This is a genomic window from Streptomyces sp. NPDC001373 (assembly GCF_042895815.1).
Taxonomy (GTDB): Bacteria; Actinomycetota; Actinomycetes; order Streptomycetales; family Streptomycetaceae; genus Streptomyces.
In genome coordinates this window covers 521947-547243 of the sequence record NZ_JBIAWQ010000002.1, presented here as the reverse complement: position 1 = coordinate 547243, position 25297 = coordinate 521947, and the positions used below count along the sequence as shown (strand labels likewise).

At 71.5% G+C, this 25297-nt stretch carries 26 protein-coding genes; 10 read left to right on the top strand and 16 right to left on the bottom strand.

Annotated elements, in window-relative coordinates; genetic code table 11:
* Nucleotides 1-3: 3 nt before the first annotated feature.
* The 6 genes from ACFY15_RS07960 to ACFY15_RS07935 all read right to left on the bottom strand — a co-directional run bounded on the left by ACFY15_RS07960 (nucleotide 4) and on the right by ACFY15_RS07935 (nucleotide 5261).
* Nucleotides 4-2226, bottom strand: coding sequence for a hypothetical protein (locus ACFY15_RS07960; protein WP_390825183.1), 2223 nt, complete (start codon nucleotides 2224-2226; stop codon nucleotides 4-6).
* Nucleotides 2223-2603, bottom strand: a complete 381-nt coding sequence (locus ACFY15_RS07955; protein WP_390688051.1) for a DUF6507 family protein — start codon at nucleotides 2601-2603, stop codon at nucleotides 2223-2225. Before ACFY15_RS07955 ends, ACFY15_RS07960 begins: the two co-directional genes overlap by 4 nt.
* A gap of 49 nt (nucleotides 2604-2652) precedes the next feature.
* Nucleotides 2653-2964, bottom strand: coding sequence for a pore-forming ESAT-6 family protein (locus tag ACFY15_RS07950; RefSeq protein ID WP_390688052.1), 312 nt, complete (start codon nucleotides 2962-2964; stop codon nucleotides 2653-2655).
* A 22-nt stretch (nucleotides 2965-2986) separates the two neighbouring features.
* The gene (locus ACFY15_RS07945; RefSeq protein WP_390688053.1) at nucleotides 2987-3319 is read right to left on the bottom strand and encodes a hypothetical protein; all 333 of its coding nucleotides are present in this window, start codon (nucleotides 3317-3319) and stop codon (nucleotides 2987-2989) included.
* Nucleotides 3320-3444: 125 nt separating this feature from the next.
* Nucleotides 3445-4773, bottom strand: a complete 1329-nt coding sequence (locus ACFY15_RS07940; protein ID WP_390825182.1) for a PH domain-containing protein — start codon at nucleotides 4771-4773, stop codon at nucleotides 3445-3447.
* Complete coding sequence (locus ACFY15_RS07935; protein ID WP_390688055.1) at nucleotides 4770-5261, bottom strand: PH domain-containing protein; 492 nt, start codon at nucleotides 5259-5261, stop codon at nucleotides 4770-4772. Before ACFY15_RS07935 ends, ACFY15_RS07940 begins: the two co-directional genes overlap by 4 nt.
* Before the next feature lie 31 nt (nucleotides 5262-5292).
* Here ACFY15_RS07935 and ACFY15_RS07930 point away from each other — a divergent pair, with 31 nt between their 5' ends.
* The 3 genes from ACFY15_RS07930 to ACFY15_RS07920 all read left to right on the top strand — a co-directional run bounded on the left by ACFY15_RS07930 (nucleotide 5293) and on the right by ACFY15_RS07920 (nucleotide 7707).
* A complete protein-coding gene (locus ACFY15_RS07930; RefSeq protein ID WP_042816650.1) occupies nucleotides 5293-6435 on the top strand; it encodes an NADH-quinone oxidoreductase subunit D in 1143 nt (380 codons plus the stop codon).
* Between the two features lie 77 nt (nucleotides 6436-6512).
* On the top strand, nucleotides 6513-7391 hold the full coding sequence (locus tag ACFY15_RS07925) for an arylamine N-acetyltransferase (RefSeq protein ID WP_390825181.1): 879 nt from the start codon (nucleotides 6513-6515) through the stop codon (nucleotides 7389-7391).
* 103 nt (nucleotides 7392-7494) lie between these two features.
* Entirely contained in the window at nucleotides 7495-7707 is a 213-nt protein-coding gene (locus tag ACFY15_RS07920; RefSeq protein ID WP_390825180.1) for a hypothetical protein, read from the top strand.
* A gap of 97 nt (nucleotides 7708-7804) precedes the next feature.
* Here ACFY15_RS07920 and ACFY15_RS07915 read toward each other — a convergent pair whose 3' ends face one another.
* The 4 genes from ACFY15_RS07915 to ACFY15_RS07900 form a co-directional block, all read right to left on the bottom strand.
* A complete protein-coding gene (locus ACFY15_RS07915; RefSeq protein WP_390688057.1) occupies nucleotides 7805-8884 on the bottom strand; it encodes a hypothetical protein in 1080 nt (359 codons plus the stop codon).
* A gap of 98 nt (nucleotides 8885-8982) precedes the next feature.
* Nucleotides 8983-9975: an ABC transporter substrate-binding protein gene (locus tag ACFY15_RS07910; RefSeq protein ID WP_390825179.1), complete on the bottom strand. Its 993-nt coding sequence runs from the start codon at nucleotides 9973-9975 to the stop codon at nucleotides 8983-8985.
* A gap of 46 nt (nucleotides 9976-10021) precedes the next feature.
* A complete protein-coding gene (locus ACFY15_RS07905; protein WP_390825178.1) occupies nucleotides 10022-10696 on the bottom strand; it encodes an ABC transporter permease in 675 nt (224 codons plus the stop codon).
* A gap of 3 nt (nucleotides 10697-10699) precedes the next feature.
* A complete protein-coding gene (locus ACFY15_RS07900; protein ID WP_390825177.1) occupies nucleotides 10700-11395 on the bottom strand; it encodes an ABC transporter permease in 696 nt (231 codons plus the stop codon).
* A 161-nt stretch (nucleotides 11396-11556) separates the two neighbouring features.
* Between ACFY15_RS07900 and ACFY15_RS07895 the strand changes: the two genes are divergently transcribed.
* Nucleotides 11557-12522 (top strand): ABC transporter ATP-binding protein, encoded by a 966-nt coding sequence (locus tag ACFY15_RS07895; RefSeq protein WP_390688061.1) that lies wholly within the window; start codon nucleotides 11557-11559, stop codon nucleotides 12520-12522.
* Between the two features lie 95 nt (nucleotides 12523-12617).
* Here ACFY15_RS07895 and ACFY15_RS07890 read toward each other — a convergent pair whose 3' ends face one another.
* Complete coding sequence (locus ACFY15_RS07890; RefSeq protein WP_366449697.1) at nucleotides 12618-13727, bottom strand: alpha/beta hydrolase-fold protein; 1110 nt, start codon at nucleotides 13725-13727, stop codon at nucleotides 12618-12620.
* 152 nt (nucleotides 13728-13879) lie between these two features.
* Between ACFY15_RS07890 and ACFY15_RS07885 the strand changes: the two genes are divergently transcribed.
* The 6 genes from ACFY15_RS07885 (at nucleotide 13880) to ACFY15_RS07860 (ending at nucleotide 18783) form a co-directional block, all read left to right on the top strand.
* Nucleotides 13880-15727, top strand: coding sequence for a phosphatidylglycerol lysyltransferase domain-containing protein (locus tag ACFY15_RS07885; protein WP_390825176.1), 1848 nt, complete (start codon nucleotides 13880-13882; stop codon nucleotides 15725-15727).
* 76 nt (nucleotides 15728-15803) lie between these two features.
* Complete coding sequence (gene folP, locus ACFY15_RS07880; RefSeq protein ID WP_390688063.1) at nucleotides 15804-16667, top strand: dihydropteroate synthase; 864 nt, start codon at nucleotides 15804-15806, stop codon at nucleotides 16665-16667.
* Nucleotides 16668-16713: 46 nt separating this feature from the next.
* Nucleotides 16714-17157 carry a nuclear transport factor 2 family protein gene (locus ACFY15_RS07875; protein ID WP_390688064.1) on the top strand — a complete coding sequence of 148 codons (444 nt, stop codon included), beginning with the start codon at nucleotides 16714-16716 and terminating at the stop codon, nucleotides 17155-17157.
* Nucleotides 17158-17287: 130 nt separating this feature from the next.
* Nucleotides 17288-17647 (top strand): dihydroneopterin aldolase, encoded by a 360-nt coding sequence (folB, locus tag ACFY15_RS07870; protein WP_069920812.1) that lies wholly within the window; start codon nucleotides 17288-17290, stop codon nucleotides 17645-17647.
* Entirely contained in the window at nucleotides 17644-18252 is a 609-nt protein-coding gene (folK, locus tag ACFY15_RS07865) for a 2-amino-4-hydroxy-6-hydroxymethyldihydropteridine diphosphokinase (protein WP_390688065.1), read from the top strand. Before folB ends, folK begins: the two co-directional genes overlap by 4 nt.
* 45 nt (nucleotides 18253-18297) lie before the next feature.
* The gene (locus tag ACFY15_RS07860; protein WP_390688066.1) at nucleotides 18298-18783 is read left to right on the top strand and encodes a DUF3180 domain-containing protein; all 486 of its coding nucleotides are present in this window, start codon (nucleotides 18298-18300) and stop codon (nucleotides 18781-18783) included.
* 550 nt (nucleotides 18784-19333) lie between these two features.
* Here the strand turns inward: ACFY15_RS07860 and folE are convergent.
* The 5 genes from folE to ACFY15_RS07835 form a co-directional block, all read right to left on the bottom strand.
* Entirely contained in the window at nucleotides 19334-19942 is a 609-nt protein-coding gene (gene folE, locus ACFY15_RS07855; protein WP_390688067.1) for a GTP cyclohydrolase I FolE, read from the bottom strand.
* Nucleotides 19943-20034: 92 nt separating this feature from the next.
* The gene (ftsH, locus tag ACFY15_RS07850; RefSeq protein WP_390688068.1) at nucleotides 20035-22068 is read right to left on the bottom strand and encodes an ATP-dependent zinc metalloprotease FtsH; all 2034 of its coding nucleotides are present in this window, start codon (nucleotides 22066-22068) and stop codon (nucleotides 20035-20037) included.
* 194 nt (nucleotides 22069-22262) lie between these two features.
* The gene (hpt, locus tag ACFY15_RS07845) at nucleotides 22263-22823 is read right to left on the bottom strand and encodes a hypoxanthine phosphoribosyltransferase (RefSeq protein ID WP_007264874.1); all 561 of its coding nucleotides are present in this window, start codon (nucleotides 22821-22823) and stop codon (nucleotides 22263-22265) included.
* A gap of 66 nt (nucleotides 22824-22889) precedes the next feature.
* Nucleotides 22890-23951, bottom strand: a complete 1062-nt coding sequence (tilS, locus tag ACFY15_RS07840) for a tRNA lysidine(34) synthetase TilS (protein WP_390825175.1) — start codon at nucleotides 23949-23951, stop codon at nucleotides 22890-22892.
* A gap of 188 nt (nucleotides 23952-24139) precedes the next feature.
* Nucleotides 24140-25285: a zinc-dependent metalloprotease gene (locus ACFY15_RS07835; protein ID WP_390688070.1), complete on the bottom strand. Its 1146-nt coding sequence runs from the start codon at nucleotides 25283-25285 to the stop codon at nucleotides 24140-24142.
* Between the last annotated feature and the right edge of the window lie 12 nt (nucleotides 25286-25297).

Sequence of the window (25297 nt, the reverse complement as noted above, 5' to 3'; positions counted from 1 at the left end):
TCGTCACGGATACCAGACAACTCGACCACTCCATCCGTGCTGCTCAACGATCGCCCGCAGGTCGTCAATGGCCGCCTGGTTGGCATTCCTGACGTCCAGGATAACGATCCGCTTATTGACCTCGATCTGCTTGCGGATCTTATTCACCCAACCCTGGTTGTTTGCAGGGTCATATGCCCCCTTGAAGGGCATGGATTTATCGCGGGCGTCGTTGAGGGGTGGCCAGTCAGAGTGCACGCCCTTGATGTCATAGAACTCCCCCGTGCCAGGCGAATAGAGATCGCCCGAGTTGGCGGTCGGCGGGCGCTGGATATCCGAGGGAACCCGGCCCATCTCTCGCAAATCGAGCGCCACTCTGGCCTCGTCCATCTCGGACGGCGCGACCTTTCCCTTGTGATCAAGGTCGTGCTTCAACTCGTTGAAGTCGTCAGCGTGCTGCTTTTCCAGGTCGGCGAGGTGCTCGTCCAACTCTGCCCGCTGCTGCTTCGACAGCTCGTTGGGGGGTGCGTTCACACCATCACCCCCCGACGGCAGATCGTGGCCGCCCTGGTGCGGGACCGTCGGGCCGTCGCCGTGGCCGCCGGGGCCGTCGCCGTGCCCGCTCGTGGACGGGGTGTCGCCGTGGCCGCCGCCCGTGGGGGTGGTGTCGGTGGTGCCGTGGCCGCCCGTGGTGCCGGTGCCGGGTTCGGTGTGGCTGTTGTGCGGGGTGTGGTCGGCGGTGCCGCCGGGGGTGTGGTCCGTGGCGCCGCTCGGGGTGTGGGTGGTCCCGCCCGCGACGGGGTGGTCGGCGGTGCCCGTGACGTGGTGGGTGTTGCCGCCGCCGACCGTGACTTCCTGGTGCTTGGGCGCGCCGACCGTGGCGTCCTCGTGCTTGGGGACCTCGGCCAGGGGGTGGTCGGGGCCCTTGGGGACGGAGGTGAGGTCCTGCTTCGGCAGGCCCTGGTGGTCGAGGAGCTGGTGGGTGGTCTTGTCGTAGAACTGCGGGCGGCCCAGCGCGTCGTCGGGGAGGCGGACGGTGTCCTCGGGGTGGGGGAACGTGACGCCGGGCATGTCGGCCTTGGGCAGGTCCTTCCACACCACGTCGGTGATCTTCGGGAAGGCCCCGTCGGCCTTCCCGAGGTTCGCGAACAGGTCGCCGACCTTGACCTTGGCGAGCTGGCCGGCCTTGCCGATGTAGGTCATCGGGTCGATCAGGCGGCCGGCCTTCCCGGCGACGCTGATGACCTTGGCGACCGTGCCCGCCTTCGCGGCGGTGCCGGCGCCGCCGGTGAAGACGGTCGTCAGCACGTTGAAGGTGACCGCCCCGGCCGCGCGGGCGGGGTTCTTGCCCCACTCGTCCCAGGCGACCAGCGCCTTGCCGGTCTCCTTCACCGCCGTGCGCGAGTCCCGGATCCAGGACGGGAGGTCCTTGTCGTCCGCCAGCCAGAACGCGGTGCCGACCCCGGGCATCGAGGCGATCGCCAGGCCGGTGGCGAGTTTGGCCAGACCGGTCCAGGCCTGCCCGGCCTTGTCCCAGCCGTCGACACCGACCAGGGTGCCCAGGCCGCGGATGGTGCCCCAGATCCCGTCGACGATCAGACCGTCCCACACGAACGACTTGACCCAGTAGCCGACCTCCCACGCCCGGTGGGTCTCCTCCAGCTGGGAGCCCCACGGCAGGTCCTGGGCCTTGTTGAGGTCCTCGCCCTTGTAGCCGTACATGTTGTCGCCGTGCGAGCCGTCGTCGGCGACGAGCGGCGCGGCGCAGTACAGGGCGCGGATCTTGTTCGCACAGGTCCGCTCCGCCGCCCAGAACGCGGAGACCGCCGCGTTGACGTCGTGGATCAGATCGTTGTTCTCATCGATCTTGTCCCCGTCGTCCTTCCAGTGCTTGTCCCCACTGATCTTGTTGCTGAACGTGGTCGCCTTCGCCTGGAGCTCCTTCAGCCGCGCCACGATCGGGCGGGCCTCGGTGATGTACTCGCCCAGCGCCTTGGACGCCGATTCCAGCTGGTCGGCGAAGAAGTCGCTGTCGGTCTTGACCGGCTTGGTCGTCGCGAACAGCTTCTCCGCCTCCGGCGCCGAGTAGAACGCCGACAGGCCCTGGAACTCGGAATCCACGTTCGACCCGGCGTCACGGAACGTCCCCGCCGCCGTGGCGATCGCCGTCCTGTTCCTCTCCAACGCGTCCAGGTCCCCCGTGAACTGAGGAATCGTGCACGGATTGATCGGTACGTGGTCGGTCACTTCTTCTCCGCCCCCGGAAGATCGACCTTGGGTTCCTTCAGTGCCTCGCGCTGGGCGTTCTCCGCCTGCTCGATGTTGCCCTGGACGTATGCCGTCGTGGCCTTGACGGCCCCGTTGAGCGAGGCCTCCGTACGTGCCGAGATGAAGCCCAGCCGCTGCTGGTGGGAGGCCATGAGCTCGCCCAGCGCTCCGGCGATCGGGCCCATGCCGCCACCCTCACCGCCGGTTCCGCCGCCGGGCGTGACGGTACCGGCGTGCTTGGCCGCCTCGGGCAGCTCCTTCTGGAGCGAGGTGCCCGCCTTCTGGAAGCCCTCGGCCGCCGTGATCGTCTTGTTGACGACGCCCTGCACGCCGGACGGCTTGATGTCCCAGTCCATGACCTACCCCCGTGTCCCCGTGTTCCCGCGCCGGCCGCTCCGGGCGGCGTCAGCCGATGTTGTCGACCGCCGCCTTGGCCCTGGCCAGCGTCGCCTGGGCCGTCGCGTCGTTCTGCTCCAGCGTGCTGCGGACGAGGCGGATGATGTCGCGCACCTCGTTGGCCGCCTTGTTCCAGCGGACTTCCTTGGCGTGGTAGTCGTCCGAGACGCCGTCGGCCTTGAACTCGGCCATCGCCGCCTTCACCGCCGCGTCACGGTCGCCGAGCACCCGCTCCAGCTGCCCGATGATCCCGCCGAGGCCGCCCTGCACCTCCACGGAGGCGGCGACGTCGTACGAGGTGCGGTCCTGGTTCTGTCCCATGTCTCCTCAATCCCCCGGGGTTTCAGCGCGCGCCGAAGCGGGCGGCGTCGAAGTTCGCGGAGCCCATGTTCTGGTGGGCGTTGTCCCCCTGCTCGTGGTCACCGGTGACGAAGGCGGTGTCCATGCCGCGCTGACCGCCGAGGATGGCGCGCAGCGAGCCGTTGAGCTCCGCGGTGACGGCGTCGGAGCGCCGCTTGAACGAGTCGAAGGCGGTGCGGCCGACGCCGTTGAACTTGCCTTCCAGCGGGTCGGCGGCGGCGATCAGCAGCTTGATCAGCGTGCCGAGGTCGTCGCTCGAACCGCTCGTGGCCTTGCCCAGTTCGGACAGCGTCGTGCTGCCCATGTCGAACTTCATCCGCCCACCCCTGACGTGTTGTGCCGTCGCTTCCGTGCCTACCTGTCTACAGAAGGGACGTTGCGAACACAAACACGGTTTCAGCTGGCCGGAACCTCTGTCCGGAAATCGACGGGGCCCCGGGCTCAGGCCATCCAACGGTCGGGGCGGGCCGTCGCCCGGGAGGTGCGGGAGCGGGCCGCCTGGGCGTAGAGGAGTGCGGTGGCCTCGCCGGCCGTCCTCAGCCGGGCGGTGACGGTGTTGCCGGCTCCGGTGTCCACGTGCAGGTCGGCCACCCCGCAGACGCGTTCCCGGAGGCCTTGCGTACGGCGCACGCTCTGCACCTTCGCATGCGGAACGATCTCCGTGCGTCGGCAGAGGCGTCCGCGCCGGGCCGCGAACAGCTCCGCCGAGACGGCCAGCCCGTACCCCTTCCACCACACCGGGACCACCCACCGCGAGCCCCGGCGCGGGGACGGCACGAAGGCCAGCGCCGCCGGGTCCGCGCCGGGCAGGACGCGGGCGACCAGGGCGTGGGCGGCGTCCCGGGTGGCGACCGGGACCAGGACCCCGTTCTTAGAGCCCGCCACGGCCAGCTCCACCCGCACCCACCCGCGCCGCCGCCACAGCAGCGGCTCCACGATCCGCACGGTCTGCACGCGCCCCGGCGGGACGGTCTCGTGGGCCCGGTCCAGCAGTCCGTGGTCCAGGCGCAGCCCGTCGGGGGACTCGGCGACCCGCCAGTCGTAACCGGTGAGGAAGCGGGCCGCGCTGCCCTTCCAGCCCGCGCCCAGCAGCGGCAGCAGGGCGACCAGGGTCGCCCAGGGGTTGGAGCTGAGCCCCCACACGAGCACCGGACCGGCGACCCCCGCGGCGAGGGCGGCCCACACGTCGAGGCTGAGCAGCAGGGAGACCACGAGGTCCCGCACCGGGACCCGCAGCAGCTCCCGCTCGGGGGCCTCGCCGAGCGCGGTGGCCTCGGCCGGGGCGAAGCCGGCCGCCCGGGCCAGCAGCTCGGCGCGCAGCGCGACGGCGTCCCCTTCGCCGAGGAAGGCCAGCTCGTCCTTGTCCTCGGTGCCGATGACGTCGATGCGCAGCGCGGCCACCCCGGCCACGCGGGCCAGCAGGGGACGGGTGACGTCGATGGCCTGGATGCGGTCGAGGCGGATGTGGGCGGTGCGCCGGAATACCAGGCCGGTGCGGATGCGCAGCTCCGTGTCGTTGACGGCGTAATGGGTGAACCACCAGCTGAGGAAGCCGTACGTGCCGAACACGAGGACCAGCCCGGCGAGCACGAGCAGGCGCAGCCACACGGGCAGGGCCAGCGCCCACTCCTGGGCCCGCTCCCCCTGCTGGGCGACCAGGCCGACGCAGCCGGCGATCGGCACCCAGGCGCGCCGCAGCGGCGTCAGCACGTGCAGCCGCCGCTCGGCGCCCGGCGGGGGCGGGGCCGGGGACGGGGCCGGGCCGGTCACAGGCCGGCCGATCGGGCCTCGCCGAGCTCGGTCAGGCGGTCGCGGAGGCGTTCCGCCTCGTCCGGGGCCAGGCCCGGGATCTTGGCGTCGGTGGCCGCCGCGGCCGTGTGCAGCTGGACGGACGCCAGCCCGAAGCGCCGCTCCAGCGGGCCCGAGGTCACCTCCACCAGCTGCATCCGCCCGTACGGGACCACCGTCTCCTCCCGCCACAGCACCCCCCGGCTGATCAGCAGGTCGTCCGCGCGCTCCGCGTACCGCCAGGACCGCCAGTTCCGCCCCAGCAGCACCCACCCCCAGACCAGCGGCAGCAGCCACGTGCCGCCGAGCGCCGCCCACCCCGCTCCGGCGAGCAGCCCCAGCGGGAGGGCCGTCGCCACCACGAGGAGGGTCGTCCACACCACCAGCAGCAGCCGCCGGAGGGACAGGAGCCCACCCGGCAGTCCGACCCATGCGGGCCGGTCCGTCTCACCCGTCGTCCCCGTTTCCATGCCCCCACCCTAGGACTGCGACAATGCGCCCATGACGGAGACCACGGTCGGCATCGGCGGCGCGGCGGAGAGCACCGACATGGTGCTCAACATCGGACCGCAGCATCCTTCCACCCACGGCGTGCTGCGGCTGCGGCTCGTCCTGGACGGCGAGCGCATCGCGAGCGCCGAGCCGGTGGTCGGCTACATGCACCGTGGCGCCGAGAAGCTGTTCGAAGCCCGTGACTACCGCCAGATCATCATGCTCGCCAACCGCCACGACTGGCTGTCGGCCTTCTCCAACGAGCTCGGCGTGGTCATGGCGGTCGAGCGGATGCTCGGCATGGAGGTCCCCGAGCGCGCCGTGTGGATGCGCACGCTCCTCGCCGAGCTGAACCGGGTCCTCAACCACCTGATGTTCCTCGGGTCCTACCCGCTGGAGCTGGGCGGCATCACCCCGATCTTCCACGCGTTCCGCGAACGCGAGGAGCTCCAGGCGGTCATGGAGGAGATCTCCGGCGGCCGCATGCACTACATGTTCAACCGGGTCGGCGGCCTCAAGGAGGACCTCCCGGCGGGCTGGCTCGGGCGCGCCCGGGCCGCCGTCGCCGACGTCCGCACCCGGATGGACGTCTACGACAAGCTCGTCCACGGCAACGAGATCTTCCGCGGCCGTACCCGCGGCGTCGGCGTGCTGTCCGCGGAGGCGGTGCACGCGTACGGCGTCTCCGGTCCGATCGCCCGCGCCTCCGGCGTCGACTTCGACCTGCGCCGCGACGAGCCGTACCTGGCGTACGGGGAGCTCCAGGACGTCCTGAAGGTGGTCACCCGCACCGAAGGGGACTGCCTGGCCCGCTTCGAGGTGCTGCTGGAGCAGACGCACAACGCGCTGGACCTGGCCGTGGCCTGCCTGGACCGGATGGCGGAGCTGCCGCCGGGGCCGGTCAACCAGCGGCTGCCGAAGGTGCTGAAGGCGCCCGAGGGGAGCACGTACGCCTGGACGGAGAACCCGCTCGGCATCAACGGCTACTACCTGGTCTCCAAGGGCGAGAAGACCCCGTACCGGCTGAAGCTGCGCAGCGCCTCCTTCAACAACATCCAGGCCCTGGCGGTCCTGCTGCCGGGGCAGCTGGTGGCGGACATGGTGTCGATCCTGGGCTCTCTCTTCTTCGTCGTCGGCGACATCGACAAGTAGGCCGGCGGGCCCGCCGACCTGACAGTCGGCGTGCGCCGCCCGCCGGGCGGGGACGGGGCCGCCCTAGGGTCGCCCGCATGACCACTGCTGCCACCCGCGACGACCTCGCCGGCTACCTCCGCAGGCTCGGCGTCACCGAGCCCGGCGCCCCCTCCGAGGAGGGGCTGTACGCCCTCGCCCGCGCCCACGTCGAGCGCGTGCCGTTCGAGAACACCGGCATCCAGCTGGGCCGGCCGCCGGGCATCGACCCCGCGCTGTCGGTGCGCCGGATCGCCGCCGGGCGCGGCGGCTACTGCTTCCACCTCAACGGGGCCTTCGCCCTGCTGCTGGAGGAGCTCGGGTACGAGGTGACGCGCCACCTCGGCGGAATGCACGGCGACCCGCAGTCCCGGGACGCGGGCGGCGACCACCTCGCCCTGACGGTACGGGCCGGGGGGCGGGAGCACTTCGTCGACGTCGGCATGGGCGACGGCCCGCACGAACCCCTGCCCCTGCGGGAGGGCGTGTACGCGCAGGGGTTCACCTACCGGCTGGAGCCGGCGGACGTGACCTGGGACGGGGGCGGCGAGGGCGGCGGCTGGAGCCTGCACCGGGACGGCGTGCCGACGCCGCGCATGAACTTCCGCTCGGCACCGGCCGTCATGGCCGACTTCGAGCCGGCACACCGGTGGCTGTCCACCGCCGAGGACTCGCCCTTCCGGCAGTCGTTCGTCATGCTGCGGCGCAGTGCCCGGGGCATCGACCGGCTGCACGGCCGCATGCTGATCCACACCGCCCCGGACGGCACGCGCACGGTACGGGAGCTCGCCACCGCCGAGGAGTTCTACGGGGCGGTCACGGAGGTCTTCGACCGCGACCTGGACGACCTCTCCCGCGAGGACCGCGCCGCCCTGTGGACCCGGGTGACCCGGGCCCACGAGGCCTGGCGCGCGTCGCGGGCGGAAACCGCCGGCTGAGGCGGGGCCGCGCTACGGCCGCGCCCCGCGCCGCGGCCGTAGCGGCGGGGGCGCGCGCCGGCCCGGCGGAGTCGATGTCGGTGCGGCAGGGCAGACTTGGGGCATGTCCGCTTCCCCCCGACGGGCCTGCCCGTCCTGCGGCCGCGACTGCGCCGTGACCGCCGGCCGGATCGCCCGCCACGACCCCCCGGCGGGGCGCCGCGCCGGCCTGGTGTCCTGTCCCGGGTCGCGGGCGCGCGTGGTCCTCGGCGCCTGCGCCCCGACACTGGACGGCTTCACCCTGGGCCCCCACCCGGGCCAGCTCCCCCTGTTCTGACCCCGCGCGGCGGCCACCGGCCGACCCGCCCGGTGGCGGCCTGCACCGGCTGACGCGGCGGGCCCGGACGGGCTCCCCAGCACCAGTGCTCCGACCGCTAGGAGATGGCCGTGCGGAGCCGGACCACGTCGATCGGTTCGGTCTCGTCGTGGGCCGTCAGGTCGATGACCTGGCCCACCGCCAGCTGCTCCGGCGTCGCCGGCTTGAACTCCGCTTCGGCCTCGTCCTCGCCGGACTCCGCCTTGTGCGCGGCCAGCGCCTCCGCGCCGACGACGTCCGCCAGGTCCTCGTTCTGCACGGACTCGATCGCGGCACGCGCCTGCGCGGTGTTCTTGGTGCCGAAGAAGTCGAAACCGCCCTCGACGCGCGAGGCGGAGCGCCGCTGGGCCGCGTACGGGGCCACCGGCGCCGCGGGACGCCGCACCGGGACCGCCGGCGTCAGGGCCGCGGCGGAGGTGGGGGCGGGTGCGGGGACCGCCGGACGGGTGTGGTCGCCGGCGGAAGGGGCCGGATCCCTGGGGGCTGCGGCGGAGGGGGCCGGCTCCCTGGGGGCTGCGGCGGAGGGGGCCAGCTCCCTGGGGGCGGCGGCAGCGGCCGCCCGCGCCTGCGACTTGCGCAGCAGCGCGGTCATGGCCGCGTTGGCCCGCGCGTACCCGACCGCGGTCGGCGCCCCGCTGCCGGTGCGCTCCTCCGACACCGCCGGAAGCTCCTTCGGGTTGCCCGCGTTCTCCAGCGCCAGCAGCCGCCGCTTCTCCAGCGCGCTGGCCCGCTCGGTCTCGGCGGTGGCGTACCGGCGCAGCAGCGCGGCGTGCTCCCCGCGCAGGCCCGCGAGTTCGACCCGCTTGGCGCGGAGCTTGGCGTCCAGCTTGGCGCGCAGGACGCGGGCCTCCTCGAGGTCGGACTCCAGCTCGGCTATCCGCTCGTCGGTCTTCCACTCGTCCTTGACCCGCTCGCGGGCCAGCTCCGCCACCCGGCGGCCGGCCGCCCGGTCCCAGGAGCGCATCAGGACGGCGCCGCCGATGCCCGCGGCCGCCGTGAGGGCCACGAGCAGGCGCAGCGCGAGGGGTTCCGCGAGGAGCCAGGCCGCGCCGGCACTGGCGACGGAAACCCCGCCGACGGCCGTCGGCGTGAGAAGTCGGTGCAGGGGCTCGGGATTGCGGTGACGTCCACGGGGCATGGCCTGAAATTTACAGGGCGTGGGCCACGGTTGGGGTACCCGCCCGGCAATCTCTTCCCGCGCGGTTACCCCACAATTGGCCATCAACCGTGTAACCGCTACTTCTTCAGAAGGCCCTTGGCTTCCAGGTACGCCTTCGCGACGTCCGCCGGCTTCGCCCGCTCCGCGTCCACCTTGCGGTTCAGTTCGACGAGGTCGGCGGTCGTGAGCACCTTGGTGAGCCGCTCCAGCGCGGCCGCGACCTCCGGCGCCCCGGCGTCCTTGGCGTTGACGACCGGGAGCACGTTGTCGGCGTTCTGGAGCTTCTTGTCGTCCTCCAGCAGGACCAGGCCGAAGCTGTCCAGGGTGGCGTCGGTGGTGGTGGTCAGCACGAGCTGGTCCACCCCGTCCTTGACGGCCTGCTTGGCCTGCGGGGTGCCGACGCCCTTCGGGTCGATACCGGAAACCTGGATTCCGTACGTCTTCTCCAACCCGGGTGCGCAGAAGGGGCGGACGGAGCATTCGTCACCCGCCGCGATCTTCACCTTCTGGCCCGACTTTCCAAGATCGGAAAGGGTCCTGAGGTTGTTCTTCTGGGCGAATTCCCTGCTCACGGCGAAGGCGTTCTGGTCGACTGCCGCGCCCGCCGGGAGCGCCTTCAGACCGAGCGGCGCCGCCAGCTTCTCCAGCGCCGTGACCGTCGCCGGCGCGTCGCTCGACGCGACCGGCTTCCCCTTCGGCGCGTCCGGACCGTTCACCTTGGCGTTGAGGAACTCCGCGAGGGTGGCCGCGTACTCCGGGACGACGTCGATCTCGCCCTTCTCCAGCGAAGGCTCGTACAGCTCCCGGTTGCTGACCGTGGTGACGGAGGTGTCGTAGCCCGCGTCGGCCAGGAGCCGCGCGTACAGCTCGGCCAGCACGTCGGACTCGGTGAACCCGGCCGCGCCGACCACGAGCCTGCCCTTGGCTCCGCCGCCCCCGGACGAGGAGGAGGACGAGGACGAGCCGCCCTCCTTGGCCTTCTCCAGGCTGTCGCCCCCGCAGGCGCTGAGCGAAACGGTCAGGGCCACCGCGCCCAGGGTCGCGCCGAGGATGCGCGTGGACTTGCTCATCATGCTCCTTGGAGATCAGGGGAAAGCGTCGGAAAAGGGGACGGGCTCAGCGCGGCACCCGGCGTCCGCGGCGCAGCAGCAGCCGGTCCGCCGCGACCAGGAGGCCCTCCACCAGCAGGGCCAGCAGCGCGACCAGCAGGGCGCCCGCCACCACCTGCGGCGTGTTGTAGGTGTTGAAGCCGGCGGTGATGATCCGGCCCAGGCCTCCCTGGCCGACCATCGCCGCGATCGTGGCGGTGGCGATGACCTGGACGGCGCCCGAGCGCAGCCCGGTCATCACCAGCCCCCGGGCGAGGGGAAGTTCCACCCGCCAGAACAGCTGCCGGCCGGACATGCCCATGCCCCGGGCCGCCTCGACCACCGCGCGGTCCACCTCCCGCACGCCGACGTACGCGTTGGTCAGCAGCGGCGGTACGGCGAACAGCACCAGCGCGGCCACGGCCGGCAGGTAGCCGGCGCTGCGCAGCGGCGAGACCATGAACAGGGCCAGCACCGCGAACACCGGCACGGCCCGCCCCACGTTGGAGACGTTCACCGCGAGCGCCCCGCCCCGCCCCACGTGTCCGAGCCACAGCCCCACCGGCAGGGCCACCGCGCAGGCGACGCCCAGGGCGATCCCGCTGACCAGCAGGTGCTCGACCAGGCGGTGCCGGACGCCGCTCTCCCCCGACCAGTTGGCTCCGTCGGCCAGCCAGCCGCAGGCCTTCCCGAGCACCTCCACGCCTCAGCCCCCCTTCCCCGCCCGCGCGGGGCGTCCGGCGCGGGTCCACGGGGTCAGCAGCCACTGGAGGGCCAGCAGCAGCAGGTCGGCGGCGAGCGCGAGCAGGACGCACAGCACGGAGGCGGTGAGCACCTGGGCCTTGAAGGAGCTGTTCACGGCGGGGGCGATCAGGTTGCCCAGCCCGCCCTTTCCGACGATGGAGCCGACGGTGGTCAGCGCCACGGTGGAGACGGTCGCGATCCGTACCCCGGCGAGCAGCGCGGGCAGCGCCAGGGGCAGTTCGACCTGCCACAGCAGCCGCGCCGGGCCGTAGCCCATGCCGCGTGCGGCCTCCCGCACCTCCTCGGGGACGGCCTCCAGGCCGGCCAGCACGTTGCGGACCAGGATGGTCAGCGAGTACAGCACCAGCCCGGTCACCACGAGCGCCGCCGAGAGCCCGAAGAAGGGCAGCAGCAGGGAGAACATGGCGAGCGAGGGGACCGTGTAGAGCAGGGTGGTCAGGCCGAGCACGGGGGCCGCCCAGCGGCGGCCGCGGCGGGCCAGGAGCGCGAGGGGGACGGCGACGGCGACGCCGATGAGCACCGAGACGGCCGTGATCCACACGTGTTCGAGGGTGGCGTCGGCGAGTTCGGGGGCCCGGGAGCTGACGTAGTCCCAGCAGATCCAGTCGTTCGCCACCAGGCAGTTCCGTACCGCCACCCCGCCACCCCCTTCTTCCCTCGCACACGCGTACCCGAAGACCCGGCCAGTGCGACCATAACCCCGGGTGCCCGCACCGGCCGGAATGATTCGCACAGGTGCAACACTCCCCTCACAAAGCCTTCGCCCATCCGTGAGCAGCGGTGGGGGAGGATGGCGGAGTGATCCGATTCGAGCATGTGACCAAGCGCTACCCCGATGGGACGACGGCCGTCGAGGACCTGACGTTCGAGGTGGCGGAGGGCGAGCTGGTCACGCTGGTGGGCCCGTCCGGCTGCGGCAAGACGACCACGATGAAGATGGTCAACCGGCTCATCGAGCCCACCTCCGGCCGGATCCTGCTCGACGGCGAGGACGTCTCCGCCGCCGACCCGGTCGAGCTGCGCCGCCGCATCGGGTACGTCATCCAGCAGGTCGGGCTGTTCCCCCACAAGACCGTGCTGGAGAACACGGCGACCGTGCCGCAGCTGATCGGGACCCCGAAGGCGAAGGCCCGCGCGCGGGCGGCCGAGCTCCTCGAACTCGTTGGCCTGGACCCGGCCGTGTACGGGGACCGCTACCCCGAGCAGCTGTCGGGCGGGCAGCGCCAGCGCGTCGGGGTCGCCCGCGCGCTCGCGGCGGACCCGCCGGTGCTGCTGATGGACGAGCCGTTCGGCGCGGTGGACCCGGTGGTGCGCGAGCGGCTCCAGAACGAGTTCCTCACCCTGCAGAGGACGGTCCGCAAGACCATCCTGCTGGTCACCCACGACCTGGAGGAGGCCGTCCGGCTCGGCGACCGGATCGCGGTCTACGGCGGGGGCACCATCGAGCAGTTCGCCCGGCCGGCGGCGGTGCTCGGCGCCCCGGCGACCGACTACGTGGCCTCCTTCGTCGGCGCCGACCGGGGGCTGCGGCGCCTCGCGGTCACCCCGGTCGGGGAGGCGGACCTGACACCGGCGCGGGAGGGCGAGGCCCCGGCCGGCTCGGTCGCGCTGGGGGCGTCGCTGCGCGAGGCGCTGGCGGCCCTGCTCCAGGAGGACGCGGGGCGGATCGGGGTCACGGATCCGCGGTCCGGCGCGCTGGTCGGTGTCCTGACCCCGGAGGGCGTCCACCGGGCCCTGCGCCGGGCCGAACCGCCCGCGGCATGACGAAGGGCCCGACGGGAGTCGGGCCCTGACCACGCGCGAGCAAGAGGGGCTCGGTACTGCTGGACTGCTGGACTGCCGGGACCGCGTGCCCTGCCTCAGGCCTGCATGCGGCTGCTCATCCACACCAGCATCGGCGGGATCTCGCGGCGCCAGGTGTTGAAGTTGTGGCCGCCGCTGTCGAGGATGATCGAGGAGACCCGGTCCGGACCCTTGACCAGCTTGATGAACTTCTTGGTGTCGTTCAGGTTGTCCTCGCCCTTCTCGCTCGTGGTGACGAGGAAGGAGGTGCCGGTCGGCTTCTTGTTCTCCATGCTCCACAGCACGTCCGCGGCCTTCTTCAGCTTCTCGTCGCCGTGGAAGAGGTCACCTGTCGTCGGGTCGTCGGCCGCCTTGTAGTACGCGGACAGGCCCGCGGCGGCGCCGAAGACCTGCGGGTGGTGCGCTGCGATCTTCAGGGCGCAGTAGCCGCCCGTGGAGTTGCCGATGAAGCCCATGTTCTGCGGCTTCTTGCCGACCCGGAAGGTGCCCTGGATCGCCTGCGGCAGGTCCTGCGCGAAGAAGGTCTCCGTCTGCGGACCGCCCGGTATGTCCACGCACTCGGTGTCGCGCGGCGGCGCGATGGTCGGGCGCAGCATGACGAGGATCATAGGCTTCATCTTGCCCTGCTTGGCCTGCTTGAAGGCCGTCATGGGGTAGTTCAGCCCTTTGATGAGGTTCTCGGCGGTACCCGGGTAACCCGTGAGGACGATGGAGGCGGGGAAGTTCTTGTCCTTGTGCTGCGGCTGGAAGTACTCCGGCGGGAGCCAGACGTAGCCGGGACTCGTTATCTTCGACTTCTGCCCGGTGATGGCCACCTTCAGTATCTGACCGCCGACCTGCGGCTGGCCGCCGCCGGGGACGTCCAGCTTCTGTTTGTCGATGACCTTGATGTCCTTGCTGCTCATCGAGTGGTCGACGACCTTGCCGATGGCCGTCTGCTGACCGAACAGGTCGGCCCAGGAACCGTAGAAGAGGAAGGACTTGTTGGCGGCGAGACCGACTGCCGAGAACAGCGCCAGCTGGGTCGCGAGCAGGAGGCCGACCCGGCCGAGGACCGACCGCCAGGTGCGGCCGGAGAGCTTCGGCCAGAGCCAGACCGTCACCGCGAACAGCGCTACACCCGCGATGATGGCCAGGACCAGAACGGCATTACTGGTGAGACCCATGAGCAGTCAGTCGACTTTCTGATGGCAGGGCTGGATTTTTCCGACGGAAGAGTGAACCCGCTCCTCCTCGATGTCGTCCTAGTGGACGCACCACACCCCGGAGGCTGTCGCGGCCTTCGGCCACATGATCTCTCGCGGAGCAACGGGAAGCGATGTCTAGCAGGATAGATGGCGATAAGTCGGGACAGGTTCCGAGTAAGGTCCGGCGAATCTTCCGCGGACCCAAGCCGGAGTCGGTGCCCGGTCTCGTAGGTACGGCCGTCATGATCGTCGGCCTTCTGGACATCGCGGCGGGCGTCTTCCCGCGATTCCGCCACAGCCGGTTCCACGCGGTCACCGAGGTGCTGCCCGGCTCCCTGGGCCCCTTCGCCGCGGCCCTCTCCATCAGCGCGGGCGTCCTGATCCTGCTGCTCGCGCACGGACTCAAGCGACGCAAGCGGCGCGCCTGGCGCGCCGCCGTGATCCTGCTGCCGGCCGGTGCGGTCGCGCAGTTCGTCTACCGGCACTCGATCATCAGCGTGGTCATCTCGGCGGTGCTCCTCGCGCTGCTCGTACGCCACCAGGGTGAATTCAAGGCCCTCCCGGACCCGCGCAGCCGCTGGAAGGCGCTCGCGAACTTCGTCCTGATGAGCGCCGGCTCCATCGGCCTGGGCCTGGTCATCGTCAACGTCCACCCGAACAAGGTCGTCGGCCACCCCAGCCTCTACGAGCAGATCACCCACGTGGTCTACGGCCTCTTCGGCTTCGAGGGCCCCGTCGACTACGCCGGACGGGTGAGCTGGACCGTCGGCTACTCCCTCGGCGCCCTCGGCATGCTGACCGCCGTCACCACGATCTACCTCGCCTTCCGCCCCGAGCACCCGGCCGCGCAGCTCACCGCGGACGACGAGGCGAAGCTGCGCGACCTGCTCGCCAGGCACGGCGGCCGCGACTCGCTCGGCCACTTCGCGCTCCGCCGCGACAAGGCCGTCGTCTTCTCCCCCAGCGGCAAGGCCGCCGTCACCTACCGCGTGGTCTCCGGCGTCATGCTCGCCTCCGGCGACCCCGTCGGCGACGTCGAGGCCTGGCCCGGCGCCATCGAGCGCTTCATGGAGGAGGCCAAGGCCCACTCCTGGACCCCGGCCGTCGTCGGGTGCAGCGAGACGGGCGGCGAGGTCTGGACCCGTGAGACGGGCCTGGACGCCCTGGAGCTCGGCGACGAGGCCATCGTCGATGTCAAAGACTTCTCCCTCGCCGGACGCCCCATGCGCAACGTCCGCCAGATGGTGAAGCGCATCGAGCGCAACGGCTACACCACCAAGGTCCGCCGGGTCAGCGAACTGAACGAGTTCGAGCTGTCCCAGGTGCGCGGCGCGGCCGAGGCCTGGCGCGGCACCGACACCGAGCGCGGCTTCTCCATGGCCCTGGGCCGCATCGGCGACCCGGGCGACGGCGACTGCATCATCGCCACCGCGCACCGCGTGGAGGAGGGCGACAGCAGCCCCTTCGGCGACCTGAAGGCCATCCAGCACTTCGTGCCATGGGGCAAGGACGGCATGTCGCTGGAGATGATGCGCCGCGACCGCGGCGCCGACCCCGGCATGAACGAGCTGCTGATCGTCGCCTCCCTCCAGCAGGCCCCCGAGCTGAAGATCGAGAAGGTCTCCCTGAACTTCGCGATGTTCCGCGCGGCCCTGGCCCGCGGCGAGAAGATCGGCGCCGGCCCGGTCCTGCGCGCCTGGCGCAGCCTGCTCGTCTTCCTCTCGCGCTGGTTCCAGATCGAGTCGCTGTACAAGTTCAACGAGAAGTTCCGCCCCCGCTGGGAGCCGCGCTTCATGGTCTACCGCCACCACCGCGACCTGCCCCGCATCGGCTTCGCCGTGATGCAGGCCGAGGGCTTCGTCACCCTCGCCCTCCCCCGCCTCTTCGAGAGCCGCCGCCGCCCGAAGCCGGTCCGCCCCTGCGCCCACCAGGAGACGACGGTCCCGGCCCAGCAGGACCGCGAGGTCCAGGCCGCGTAGCCGCCACCGCTCCCGACGCCCCCGTGCCCGCCAGGGCCCGGGGGCGTTCCGCTGCGCGGGATCTACCCTGGACCCCATGAACACCACCGCCCCCCGGGGCCACGTGGCCGGGCTCCCCGACTGGGACCGCTGCGCGGTCATGGGCGTCGTCAACGTCACCCCCGACTCCTTCTCCGACGGCGGCCGCTGGTTCGACACCACCGCCGCCGTCAAGCGCGGCCTCGACCTCGTCGCCCAGGGCGCCGACCTCGTCGACGTCGGCGGCGAGTCCACCCGCCCCGGCGCCACCCGCGTCGACGCCGAGGAAGAGCTCCGGCGCGTCGTACCCGTCGTCCGCGGCCTCGCCTCCGAGGGCGTCGCCGTCTCCGTCGACACCATGCGCGCGACCGTCGCCGAACAGGCCGTCGCCGCCGGCGCCCGCCTCGTCAACGACGTCAGCGGCGGCCTCGCCGACCCCCGCATGATCCCCGCCGTCGCCGCCACCGACGTCCCCTTCGTCGTCATGCACTGGCGCGGCTTCAGCGACAACATGAACAGCCTCGCCGTCTACGCCGACGTCCTCGCAGAGGTCACCGCCGAACTCCGCGCCCGCATCGACGCCGTCGTCTCCGGAGGCATCGCCCCCGAGCGGATCGTCGTCGACCCCGGCCTCGGCTTCGCCAAGAACGCGGAACACGACCTGGCCCTCGTCGCCCGCCTCCCCGAGCTGCGCGCCCTCGGCTTCCCCCTCCTCGTCGCCGCCTCGCGCAAGCGTTTCCTCGGCCGGGTCCTGGCCGGCGCCGACGACGCCGCCCCGCCCCCCGCCCGCGAGCGGGACGCCGCCACGGCCGCCGTCTCGGCCATCGCCGCCCACCAGGGCGCCTGGGCCGTACGGGTGCACGAGGTACGGGCGACCGCCGACGCGGTTCGGGTGGCCCGTGCCGTGGAAGGGGCTCTGTGACCCGCAGGGCCGACGGGACCGACCGGACGCACAGGGAAGGGGAAAGGTGAGCCGTACCGACATCGAAGCCGTCGAAGAGGTCAACGCGGCCTTCTACGAGGCCATGGAGCGGGGGGACTTCGACGCACTGTCGGCGCTCTGGCTCGACGACGAGATCTCCTGCGTCCACCCGGGGTGGCCGGTGCTCTCCGGGCGGGGCGAGGTGCTGCGCTCCTACGCGCTGATCATGTCGCACACCGAGTACATCCAGTTCTTCCTCACCGACACCAAGGTGGCCCTCATAGGCGACACCGCCCTGGTCACCTGCACCGAGAACATCCTCAGCGGGGGCCCCGCCGAGCAGGCCGGGGAACTCGGCCCGCTCGTCGGCCAGCTGGTCGTCGCCACGAATGTGTTCCGACGCACACCGGAGGGGTGGCGGCTCTGGTCCCACCACGGTTCTCCCGTGCTCACGGACTCCGATGACGAGGAAGAAGAGGCCTCCGACTGACCCAAGGGCGGGGGCGAAGGTTTATCGCAGGTAAATTCGAAGGTGGACGACGCCGACCGCACTCGGCGTAGGCCCAAGGGCCCGGGGAGTCCCGGGACCGGAAGCACCTACGAAAGCAGGAGTGATTCGCGTGGATCGTGTCGCGCTGCGCGGCCTCAAGGCTCGCGGGCACCACGGCGTCTTCCCCCGGGAACGCGAAGAAGGCCAGACCTTCATCGTCGACCTCGTGCTGCACCTGGACACCCGCCCGGCGGCGGCCGGGGACGACCTGGCCAAGACCGTGCACTACGGGGTCGTGGCCGAAGAGGTCGTCGACGTCGTCCAGGGCGAGCCCGTCGACCTGATCGAGACCCTCGCCGAGCGCATCGCCCAGCAGTGCCTCAAGCACGAGGCCGTCGCCCAGGTGGAGGTCGTCGTCCACAAGCCGGACGCACCGATCACCGTCCCCTTCGACGACGTGACCGTCACGATCACCCGGAGCCGCGCGTGAACAACGGACAGAACGCCCAGAGCGACCCCACGGTCCAGCCCGTCCCCGCGTCCGTGGTCGAGGCGGTCGACGCGGCCGACGTGACGCTCTCCAACCCCAAATGGGCCGTGATCGCGCTCGGCGCCAACCTCGGCAACCGGCTGGAGACCCTCCAGGGCGCCATCGACGCCCTCGGCGACACCCCCGGGCTCCGGGTCAAGGCCGTCTCACCGGTCTACGAGACCGAGCCGTGGGGCGTCGAGCCCGGCTCCCAGCCCTCGTACCTGAACGCGGTCATCGCCCTGAAGACCACCCTGCCGCCGTCCTCGCTGCTGGAGCGGGCGCACGCCGTCGAAGAGGCCTTCGACCGGGTCCGCGAGGAGCGCTGGGGCCCGCGCACGATCGACGTGGACATCGTGGCGTACGCCGACGTGGTCTCCGACGACCCCGTCCTGACCCTGCCGCACCCTCGGGCTCACCTGCGGGCCTTCGTCCTGGCCCCCTGGAACGACATCGACCCCGAGGCCCAGCTCCCCGGCCGCGGCCCGGTCTCCGACCTGCTGGCCGCGATCGGCCTGAGCGGGGTCACGCCGCGGGCCGACCTGGAACTCCGTCTCCCGGAATAGCCGTTAGCGTGTTCAGGTAGCAGACACTGAACAGGGGACGCGCAAGTGAAGCAACTGAGGCCGGCGGTCCTGGCGGGCACCTTCGTGATCGCCGGCGTGCTGTCCTGGGCCGGCGCCCGCCTGTGGAACGCCTACGGCAACCTGCCGGGCGTCCCACTGGCCGCGCCGATCGTGCTGGCGGTCATCGCCGCGGTGCTGTTCGCCACCGCCCTCTCGCTGCGCGCCCGCCTGAAGGCCCAGCGCGAGCGCCGTCCGGGAGCCAAGGGCGTGGAGCCGCTGATGGCGGCCCGCGCGCTAATCTTCGCGCAGGCCAGCGCCCTGGTCGCGGCCCTGGTCGCCGGCATGTACGGCGGGGTCGGCGTCTTCCTGCTGACCGACTCCCTGGACGTCCCGGCCCGCCGCGACCAGGCCTGGTACGCGGGCGGCTCGGTCCTGGCGGGCGCCGCGGTCGTCGCGGCCGCCCTCTTCCTGGAACACGTCCTGAAGCTCCCGGACGACGAGGACCCCCACAAGGCCCACGCGGCGGCCTAGGGGCCGCTACTCCAGCCAGGCCGTTCGGGCGAGATGCCCGCTGACCAGGAACGTCTGGTGGGAATCGAGCGGAAGCCGTAAAGGGTGGACGGCTTTCGGCTCACCGGACGCGCCTCGACGGCCGTCACCTCCACCCATGCCGACTCCACGAGGTGGAGAGGGTGCGCCTCGGATCGGAACGTGCCCCTCGTCGGCCAGCCGTCGGCGATGACCAGGCGCGACGCCCGCCCCTTGGCGCTTGGTGTGAACCGCGCCCCGACCACTCTGGCAAGCTCCTCCAGGAACGGGACGTTCGCGCTGATGAGCACCCGTGCGGGCCACCGCTGGATCCGGCAGCCGTCGCCGTCCTCATACCCGTCGAGGAAGCCTCTGAAGGTATGGCTACGACCGTCGCGCAGCGTCCACAACAGGTCCGCCCGGCCGCACGTCACAGGCCCGCAGACGTCCTCCTACCGCGTTGACGGTCTGCCGACTCGGTAACCCCCAAAGCATCGGTCCCCCTCCACATCCAGGCGGAGGGGGACCGTAGCGGACCGCACTGACAATCCGGCTAGCGCGCGATGATGAGGCTCATCGCCTCGCTGCGGGTCGCGGGGTCCCGGAGCTGCCCCCGCACCGCCGACGTGGTGGTCTTGGCACCGGGCTTACGGATCCCTCGGACCGACATGCACATGTGCTCGGCCTCGATCACGACGATCGCCCCTCGGGCCTCCAGGATCTCCATGAGAGAGTCGGCTATCTGCGTGGTCAGACGTTCCTGCACCTGCGGCCTGCGGGCGAAGACCTCCACGAGGCGCGCCAGCTTCGAAAGCCCGGTGATCTTGCCCGACTCGGCCGGGATGTAGCCGATGTGGGCGACACCGTGGAAGGGCAGGAGGTGATGTTCGCACAGACTGACGATTTCGATGTCCTTCACCAGGACCATCTCGTCATGGCCGAGGTCGAACGTCGTGGTCAGGACGTCCTCCGGCTTCTGCCACAGGCCGGCCAGGATTTCGCGGTACGCCCGCGCCACGCGTGCCGGGGTCTCCAGGAGGCCCTCGCGGTCCGGGTTCTCGCCGACCGCGATCAGGAGTTCGCGGACGGCCGCCTCGGCTCGCTTCTCGTCGAACTCGCCGATCGTGCCCTCGCCACCGGTCAGGGTCACTGGGTCGGTCATCTCATCCTCGTTCCTGTGTGCGCGTACGGCGTACGAACGGCCGCGCCCCCCAGGCTAGAACCTGGGGGGCGCGGCATCCATTCCGGACCTGATCAGGCCCCCGGACGGTCCTCCGGGGAGGACTCCGGGGACTTCTCCACCGACACGGCCGTCTGGGCCGAGGCCGAGGTGCCGTTGGCGGCGTTCGTCAGCTGGAGCTCCTTGGGCGAGAGCACCGGCGGACGGGTGGAGGGGGTGCGGCGCGCGGAGCCGGTCCAGGCCGGGCGGGCCGGGCGCTTCACGATCGTGGAGAAGATCTCGGCGATCTCCTCCTTGCCCAGGGTCTCCTTCTCGAGGAGCGCCAGCACCAGGTTGTCCAGGACGTCCCGGTTCTCGACCAGGATCTCCCAGGCCTCGTTGTGCGCGGTCTCGATGAGCTTCTTGACCTCTTCGTCGACCAGCGCCGCGACCTCTTCCGAGTAGTCCCGCGGGTGCGACATCTCGCGGCCCAGGAACGGCTCGGTGTTGTCCCCGCCGAACTTGATCGCGCCGAGGCGCTCGGTCATGCCGTACTGGGTGACCATCGCGCGGGCCGTCGCCGTGGCCTTCTCGATGTCGTTCGCGGCGCCCGTGGTCGGATCGTGGAAGACCAGTTCCTCGGCCGCGCGCCCGCCCAGCATGTACGCGAGCTGGTCGAGCATCTCGTTGCGGGTGGTCGAGTACTTGTCCTCGTCGGGCAGGACCATGGTGTAGCCCAGGGCCCGGCCGCGGGACAGGATCGTGATCTTGTGCACCGGGTCGGAGTTCGGGGAGGCCGCCGCGACCAGGGCGTGTCCGCCCTCGTGGTACGCGGTGATCTTCTTCTCCTTGTCGGACATGATCCGGGTCCGCTTCTGCGGGCCCGCCACGACGCGGTCGATCGCCTCGTCCAGCATGAGGTTGTCGATCAGCTTCTTGTCCGAGCGGGCCGTGAGCAGCGCGGCCTCGTTCAGCACGTTGGACAGGTCGGCACCGGTGAAGCCGGGGGTGCGGCGGGCGACGGCCGAGAGGTCGACGTCCGGTGCGACCGGCTTGCCCTTCTGGTGGACCTTGAGGATCTCCAGACGGCCCTGCATGTCCGGGCGGTCGACCGCGATCTGGCGGTCGAAGCGGCCGGGGCGCAGCAGCGCCGGGTCGAGGATGTCGGGGCGGTTCGTGGCGGCGATCAGGATGACGCCGCCCTTCACGTCGAAGCCGTCCATCTCGACGAGCAGCTGGTTGAGGGTCTGCTCGCGCTCGTCGTGGCCGCCGCCGAGGCCCGCGCCGCGGTGCCGGCCGACGGCGTCGATCTCGTCGACGAAGACGATCGCCGGGGCGTTGGCCTTGGCCTGCTCGAACAGGTCGCGGACGCGCGAGGCGCCGACACCGACGAACATCTCGACGAAGTCGGAACCGGAGATCGAGTAGAAGGGAACGCCGGCCTCCCCCGCGACGGCACGCGCGAGCAGGGTCTTGCCGGTGCCGGGCGGGCCGTAGAGCAGCACACCCTTGGGGATCTTGGCGCCGACGGCCTGGAACTTCGCCGGCTCCTGGAGGAACTCCTTGATCTCGTGGAGTTCCTCGACGGCCTCGTCCGAGCCCGCGACGTCGGCGAACGTCGTCTTCGGGGTGTCCTTGGTGATGAGCTTGGCCTTGGACTTGCCGAAGTTCATGACCCGGGAGCCGCCGCCCTGCATCTGGTTCATCAGGAACAGGAAGACGACGACGATGAGGACGAAGGGCAGGAGCGAGAGCAGCACGCTCAGGAACGGGCTGGTCTTGTCCGGCGTGACGGAGTAGCCGTCCGGGATCTGACCGGCTTCGTACTTGGTCTGGAGGTTCTGGGCGAGCTGTACGCCCTGGTCCCCGATGTAGTTGGCCTGGAACTTGGTGCCGCTGTTGTTGCCGAGCTTCTGGCCCTTCTTCAGCTCGATCTTGATCATCTGGCTGTCGCCGGTGGTCAGCTTGGCGCTCTCGACCTGGCCACTGTTGATCGCCTTGATGACCTCGCTGGTCTCCACCGACTTGTAGCCGCCGCCGGAGCCGACGACGTTCATCAACACGACCACGGCGAGGACGGCCAGCACGATCCACATGACCGGCCCACGGAAGTATCGCTTCACGTCCATCCATACGGGGTGCCGGGCACCCCGTCCCTCCTGCCCGTAGGTAAATGCTGCTGTGAGTAAAGACTGTTCTTCGGAATGTACCCCTGTATTGTCACCCGCCGCCCCGTGGGACGGCTGACAGACCCGCCTTCTCCTCCAACGGCGGGAATCGCCCCCGGGTTCCCCCCGGGGGCGATCCAGGTGACGGCGGGGGTTCAGCCGCCGTAGACGTGCGGGGCGAGCGTCCCGACGAACGGCAGGTTGCGGTACTTCTCCGCGTAGTCGAGGCCGTAGCCGACGACGAACTCGTTGGGGATGTCGAAGCCGACCCACTCGACGTCGATGGCGACCTTCGCGGCCTCGGGCTTGCGCAGCAGCGTGACGACCTTGAGGGAGGCCGGCTGGCGGGAGCCCAGGTTCGACAGCAGCCACGACAGGGTCAGGCCGGAGTCGATGATGTCCTCGACGATCAGGACGTGCTTGTCCTTGATGTCGGTGTCCAGGTCCTTGAGGATCCGCACCACGCCGGAGGACTGGGTTCCGGCGCCGTAGGAGGACACCGCCATCCAGTCCATGGTGAGCGGGGTGGACAAGGCGCGCGCCAGGTCCGCCATCACCATCACGGCGCCCTTGAGCACCCCGACGATGAGCAGGTCCTTGCCCGCGTACTCCGCGTCGATCTTCGCGGCCAGCTCGGCCAGCTTCGCGTCGATCTCTTCCTTGGTGATGAGCACCGACTGGAGGTCGTTGCCCATGTCCTTCTCGTCCACCCGCATCACTTTCGTTGTCGGCCGGGGCTCCGGAGGGCGTCCCCGGAGGACTCAGCCGTGCTTCAGCACCAATCAGCCCTGCCGGATGACAAGTCTGCCACCCTGCCGCTGGGCCTCGACGCGGCCGGGCAGGTTGATGGCCCCCTGGCCGCGCCATCCGGTGATGAGCCGGTCGACTTCCTCGATGTGGCGGGCGAAGAGGGAGCCGGCGGGGGAGCCCGCCGCGACCACGGCCCGGCGCAGCACGCGGCGGCGCACGGCGGGCGGCAGGGCGTACAGCTTGGCGCACTCCAGGCGGCCGTCCGCGTCGCGTACGCCGGCCTCGGCGTCGGCGGCCCAGGCGTCGAGGGCGTCGGCGTCGTCCCGGGAGAGCTGGGCGGTGCGGGCGAGCGCCTCCACGACCCCCTTGCCGAGCGCCTTCTCCAGGGCGGGCAGTCCCTCGTGGCGGAGCCTGGAGCGGGCGTAGGCGGGGTCGATGTTGTGCGGGTCGTCCCAGACGGGGAGGGACTGCACCATGCAGGCCTTGCGGGCGGTCTGCCGGTCGACCTGGAGGAAGGGGCGGCGGTAGCGCCGGGTGCGGCCGGGGCCGCCGGAGACCTCGGCCATGCCGGACAGCGACCGGATGCCGGAGCCGCGGGCGAGGCCCAGCAGGACGGTTTCCGCCTGGTCGTCGCGGGTGTGGCCGAGCAGCACGGCGGCGGCCCCGAGGCGGTCCGCGGCCTCGTCGAGGGCGGCGTAGCGGGCGTCTCGGGCGGCGGCCTCGGGACCGCCGTCGCGGCCGACGCGCACGGCGACGGACTCCACCGGGTCGAGGCGGAGTGCGGTCATGCGGCTGACGACCTCCGCGGCACGCAGGTCGGAGCCGGGCTGGAGGCCGTGGTCGATGGTGATGCCGCCGGCCCGGATGCCGAGCTTGGGGGCTTCGAAGGCGAGGGCGGAGGCGAGTGCCATGGAGTCGGCGCCGCCGGAGCAGGCGACGAGGACCAGCGGCGGGGTTCCGGCCGCGGCGCGGGGGCCCGTGGGGGCGGGACCCGCGGACGGGGCCGGGGTGAGGTCGGTGAGGTCGGTGAGGACGTCGTGGAGTACGCGGCGGACCGCCAGGCGTATCGCCGCGACCGCAGGATGGGGACCCATGTCCGGTGCCCTTCGTGGAGTTCGGATGCTCGGAGGCTTCGGGGTGCTGCGCGCAGGTGGTCACTCAGAGTGCGTTGATGGTGACAGAAGCGAGCCGTTCCCTGAGCATCGCACGCCCTTCCACGGCCCACGGTCCCTCGGAAGGGTGATGCTGCTTCCCCCAGTGGGACATGTTTACGCCTCCCGAGTCACCCTTCTTCGCGCCCCGCGCTCCCCCTGCGGTGCACACGCGCCACCCAGTCCGCGGGCCTGGCGATCTCCGCCTTGGTCGGCAGTGTGTTCGGGGAGGTCCACACGCGGTTGAAGCCGTCCGTCCCGACCTCGCCGACGACGGCCCGGACGAACCGCTCGCCGTCGCGGTACTGGCGCAGCTTGGCGTCGAGGCCCAGCAGCTTGCGCAGGGCGACGTCGAGCCGCCCGGCCCCGCTGGCGCGGCGCTGCTGGAACTTCTCGCGGATCTCGGCGACGGAGGGGACCACATCGGGGCCCACCCCGTCCATGACGAAGTCGGCATGGCCCTCCAGCAGGGACATGACGGCGGTGAGCCGGCCGAGCACCTCGCGCTGCTCGGGGGTCTGGACGAGTTCGACGAAGGAGTGGGCCTCGTCGCCGCGCTCGCCCTCGGGGCGGGCCCCGGTGAAGGACTGGACGGCCTCGCGCACCCGCTCCAGGAGGGCTCCCGGCTCCACGTCGGTGGCGCCGAGGAAGGCCTGGATCTCGCCCTCCAGGTGGGCGCGCAGCCAGGGCACGGCGGTGAACTGGGTGCGGTGCGTCTCCTCGTGCAGGCAGACCCAGAGCCGGAAGTCGTGCGGGCTGACCTCCAGCTCGCGCTCCACGTGGACGATGTTGGGCGCGACGAGCAGCAGCCGGCCGCCGGTGGCCGGGTTGCCGGGCAGGTCGGTTGCGACCGGCGCGAAAGTCTCGTACTGGCCGAGGACGCGGGAGGCCAGGAAGCTGAGCAGCATGCCGAGCTCGACGCCGGTGACCTTGCCGCCGACGGCTCCGAGGACGGGGCCTGCGGGGGCGCCGGCGCGGCGGTCCTGCATCTTGGCGAGAAGGGGGCCGAGCAGTTCCCGGAAACCGGCGACGTTGGCCCGGACCCAGCCGGCCCGGTCGACGACGAGGACGGGGGTGTCGGGGAGGGGGGTGCCGCCGGCCGTCATCCGGGTGAACGCGCGCACGTGCTCCTCGGAGGTCCTGGCGTGCCGGCGGAGCTCCGCCACCACGGCCCGGGCCTCGTCGCGGCTGACTTCCGGACCCGGCCGTACGAGGCGGGTCGCGGTCGCCACCGCGAGGTTCCAGTCGACCATCTCCGCACCACCGATGCTCGTCATGCGTCAACGGTA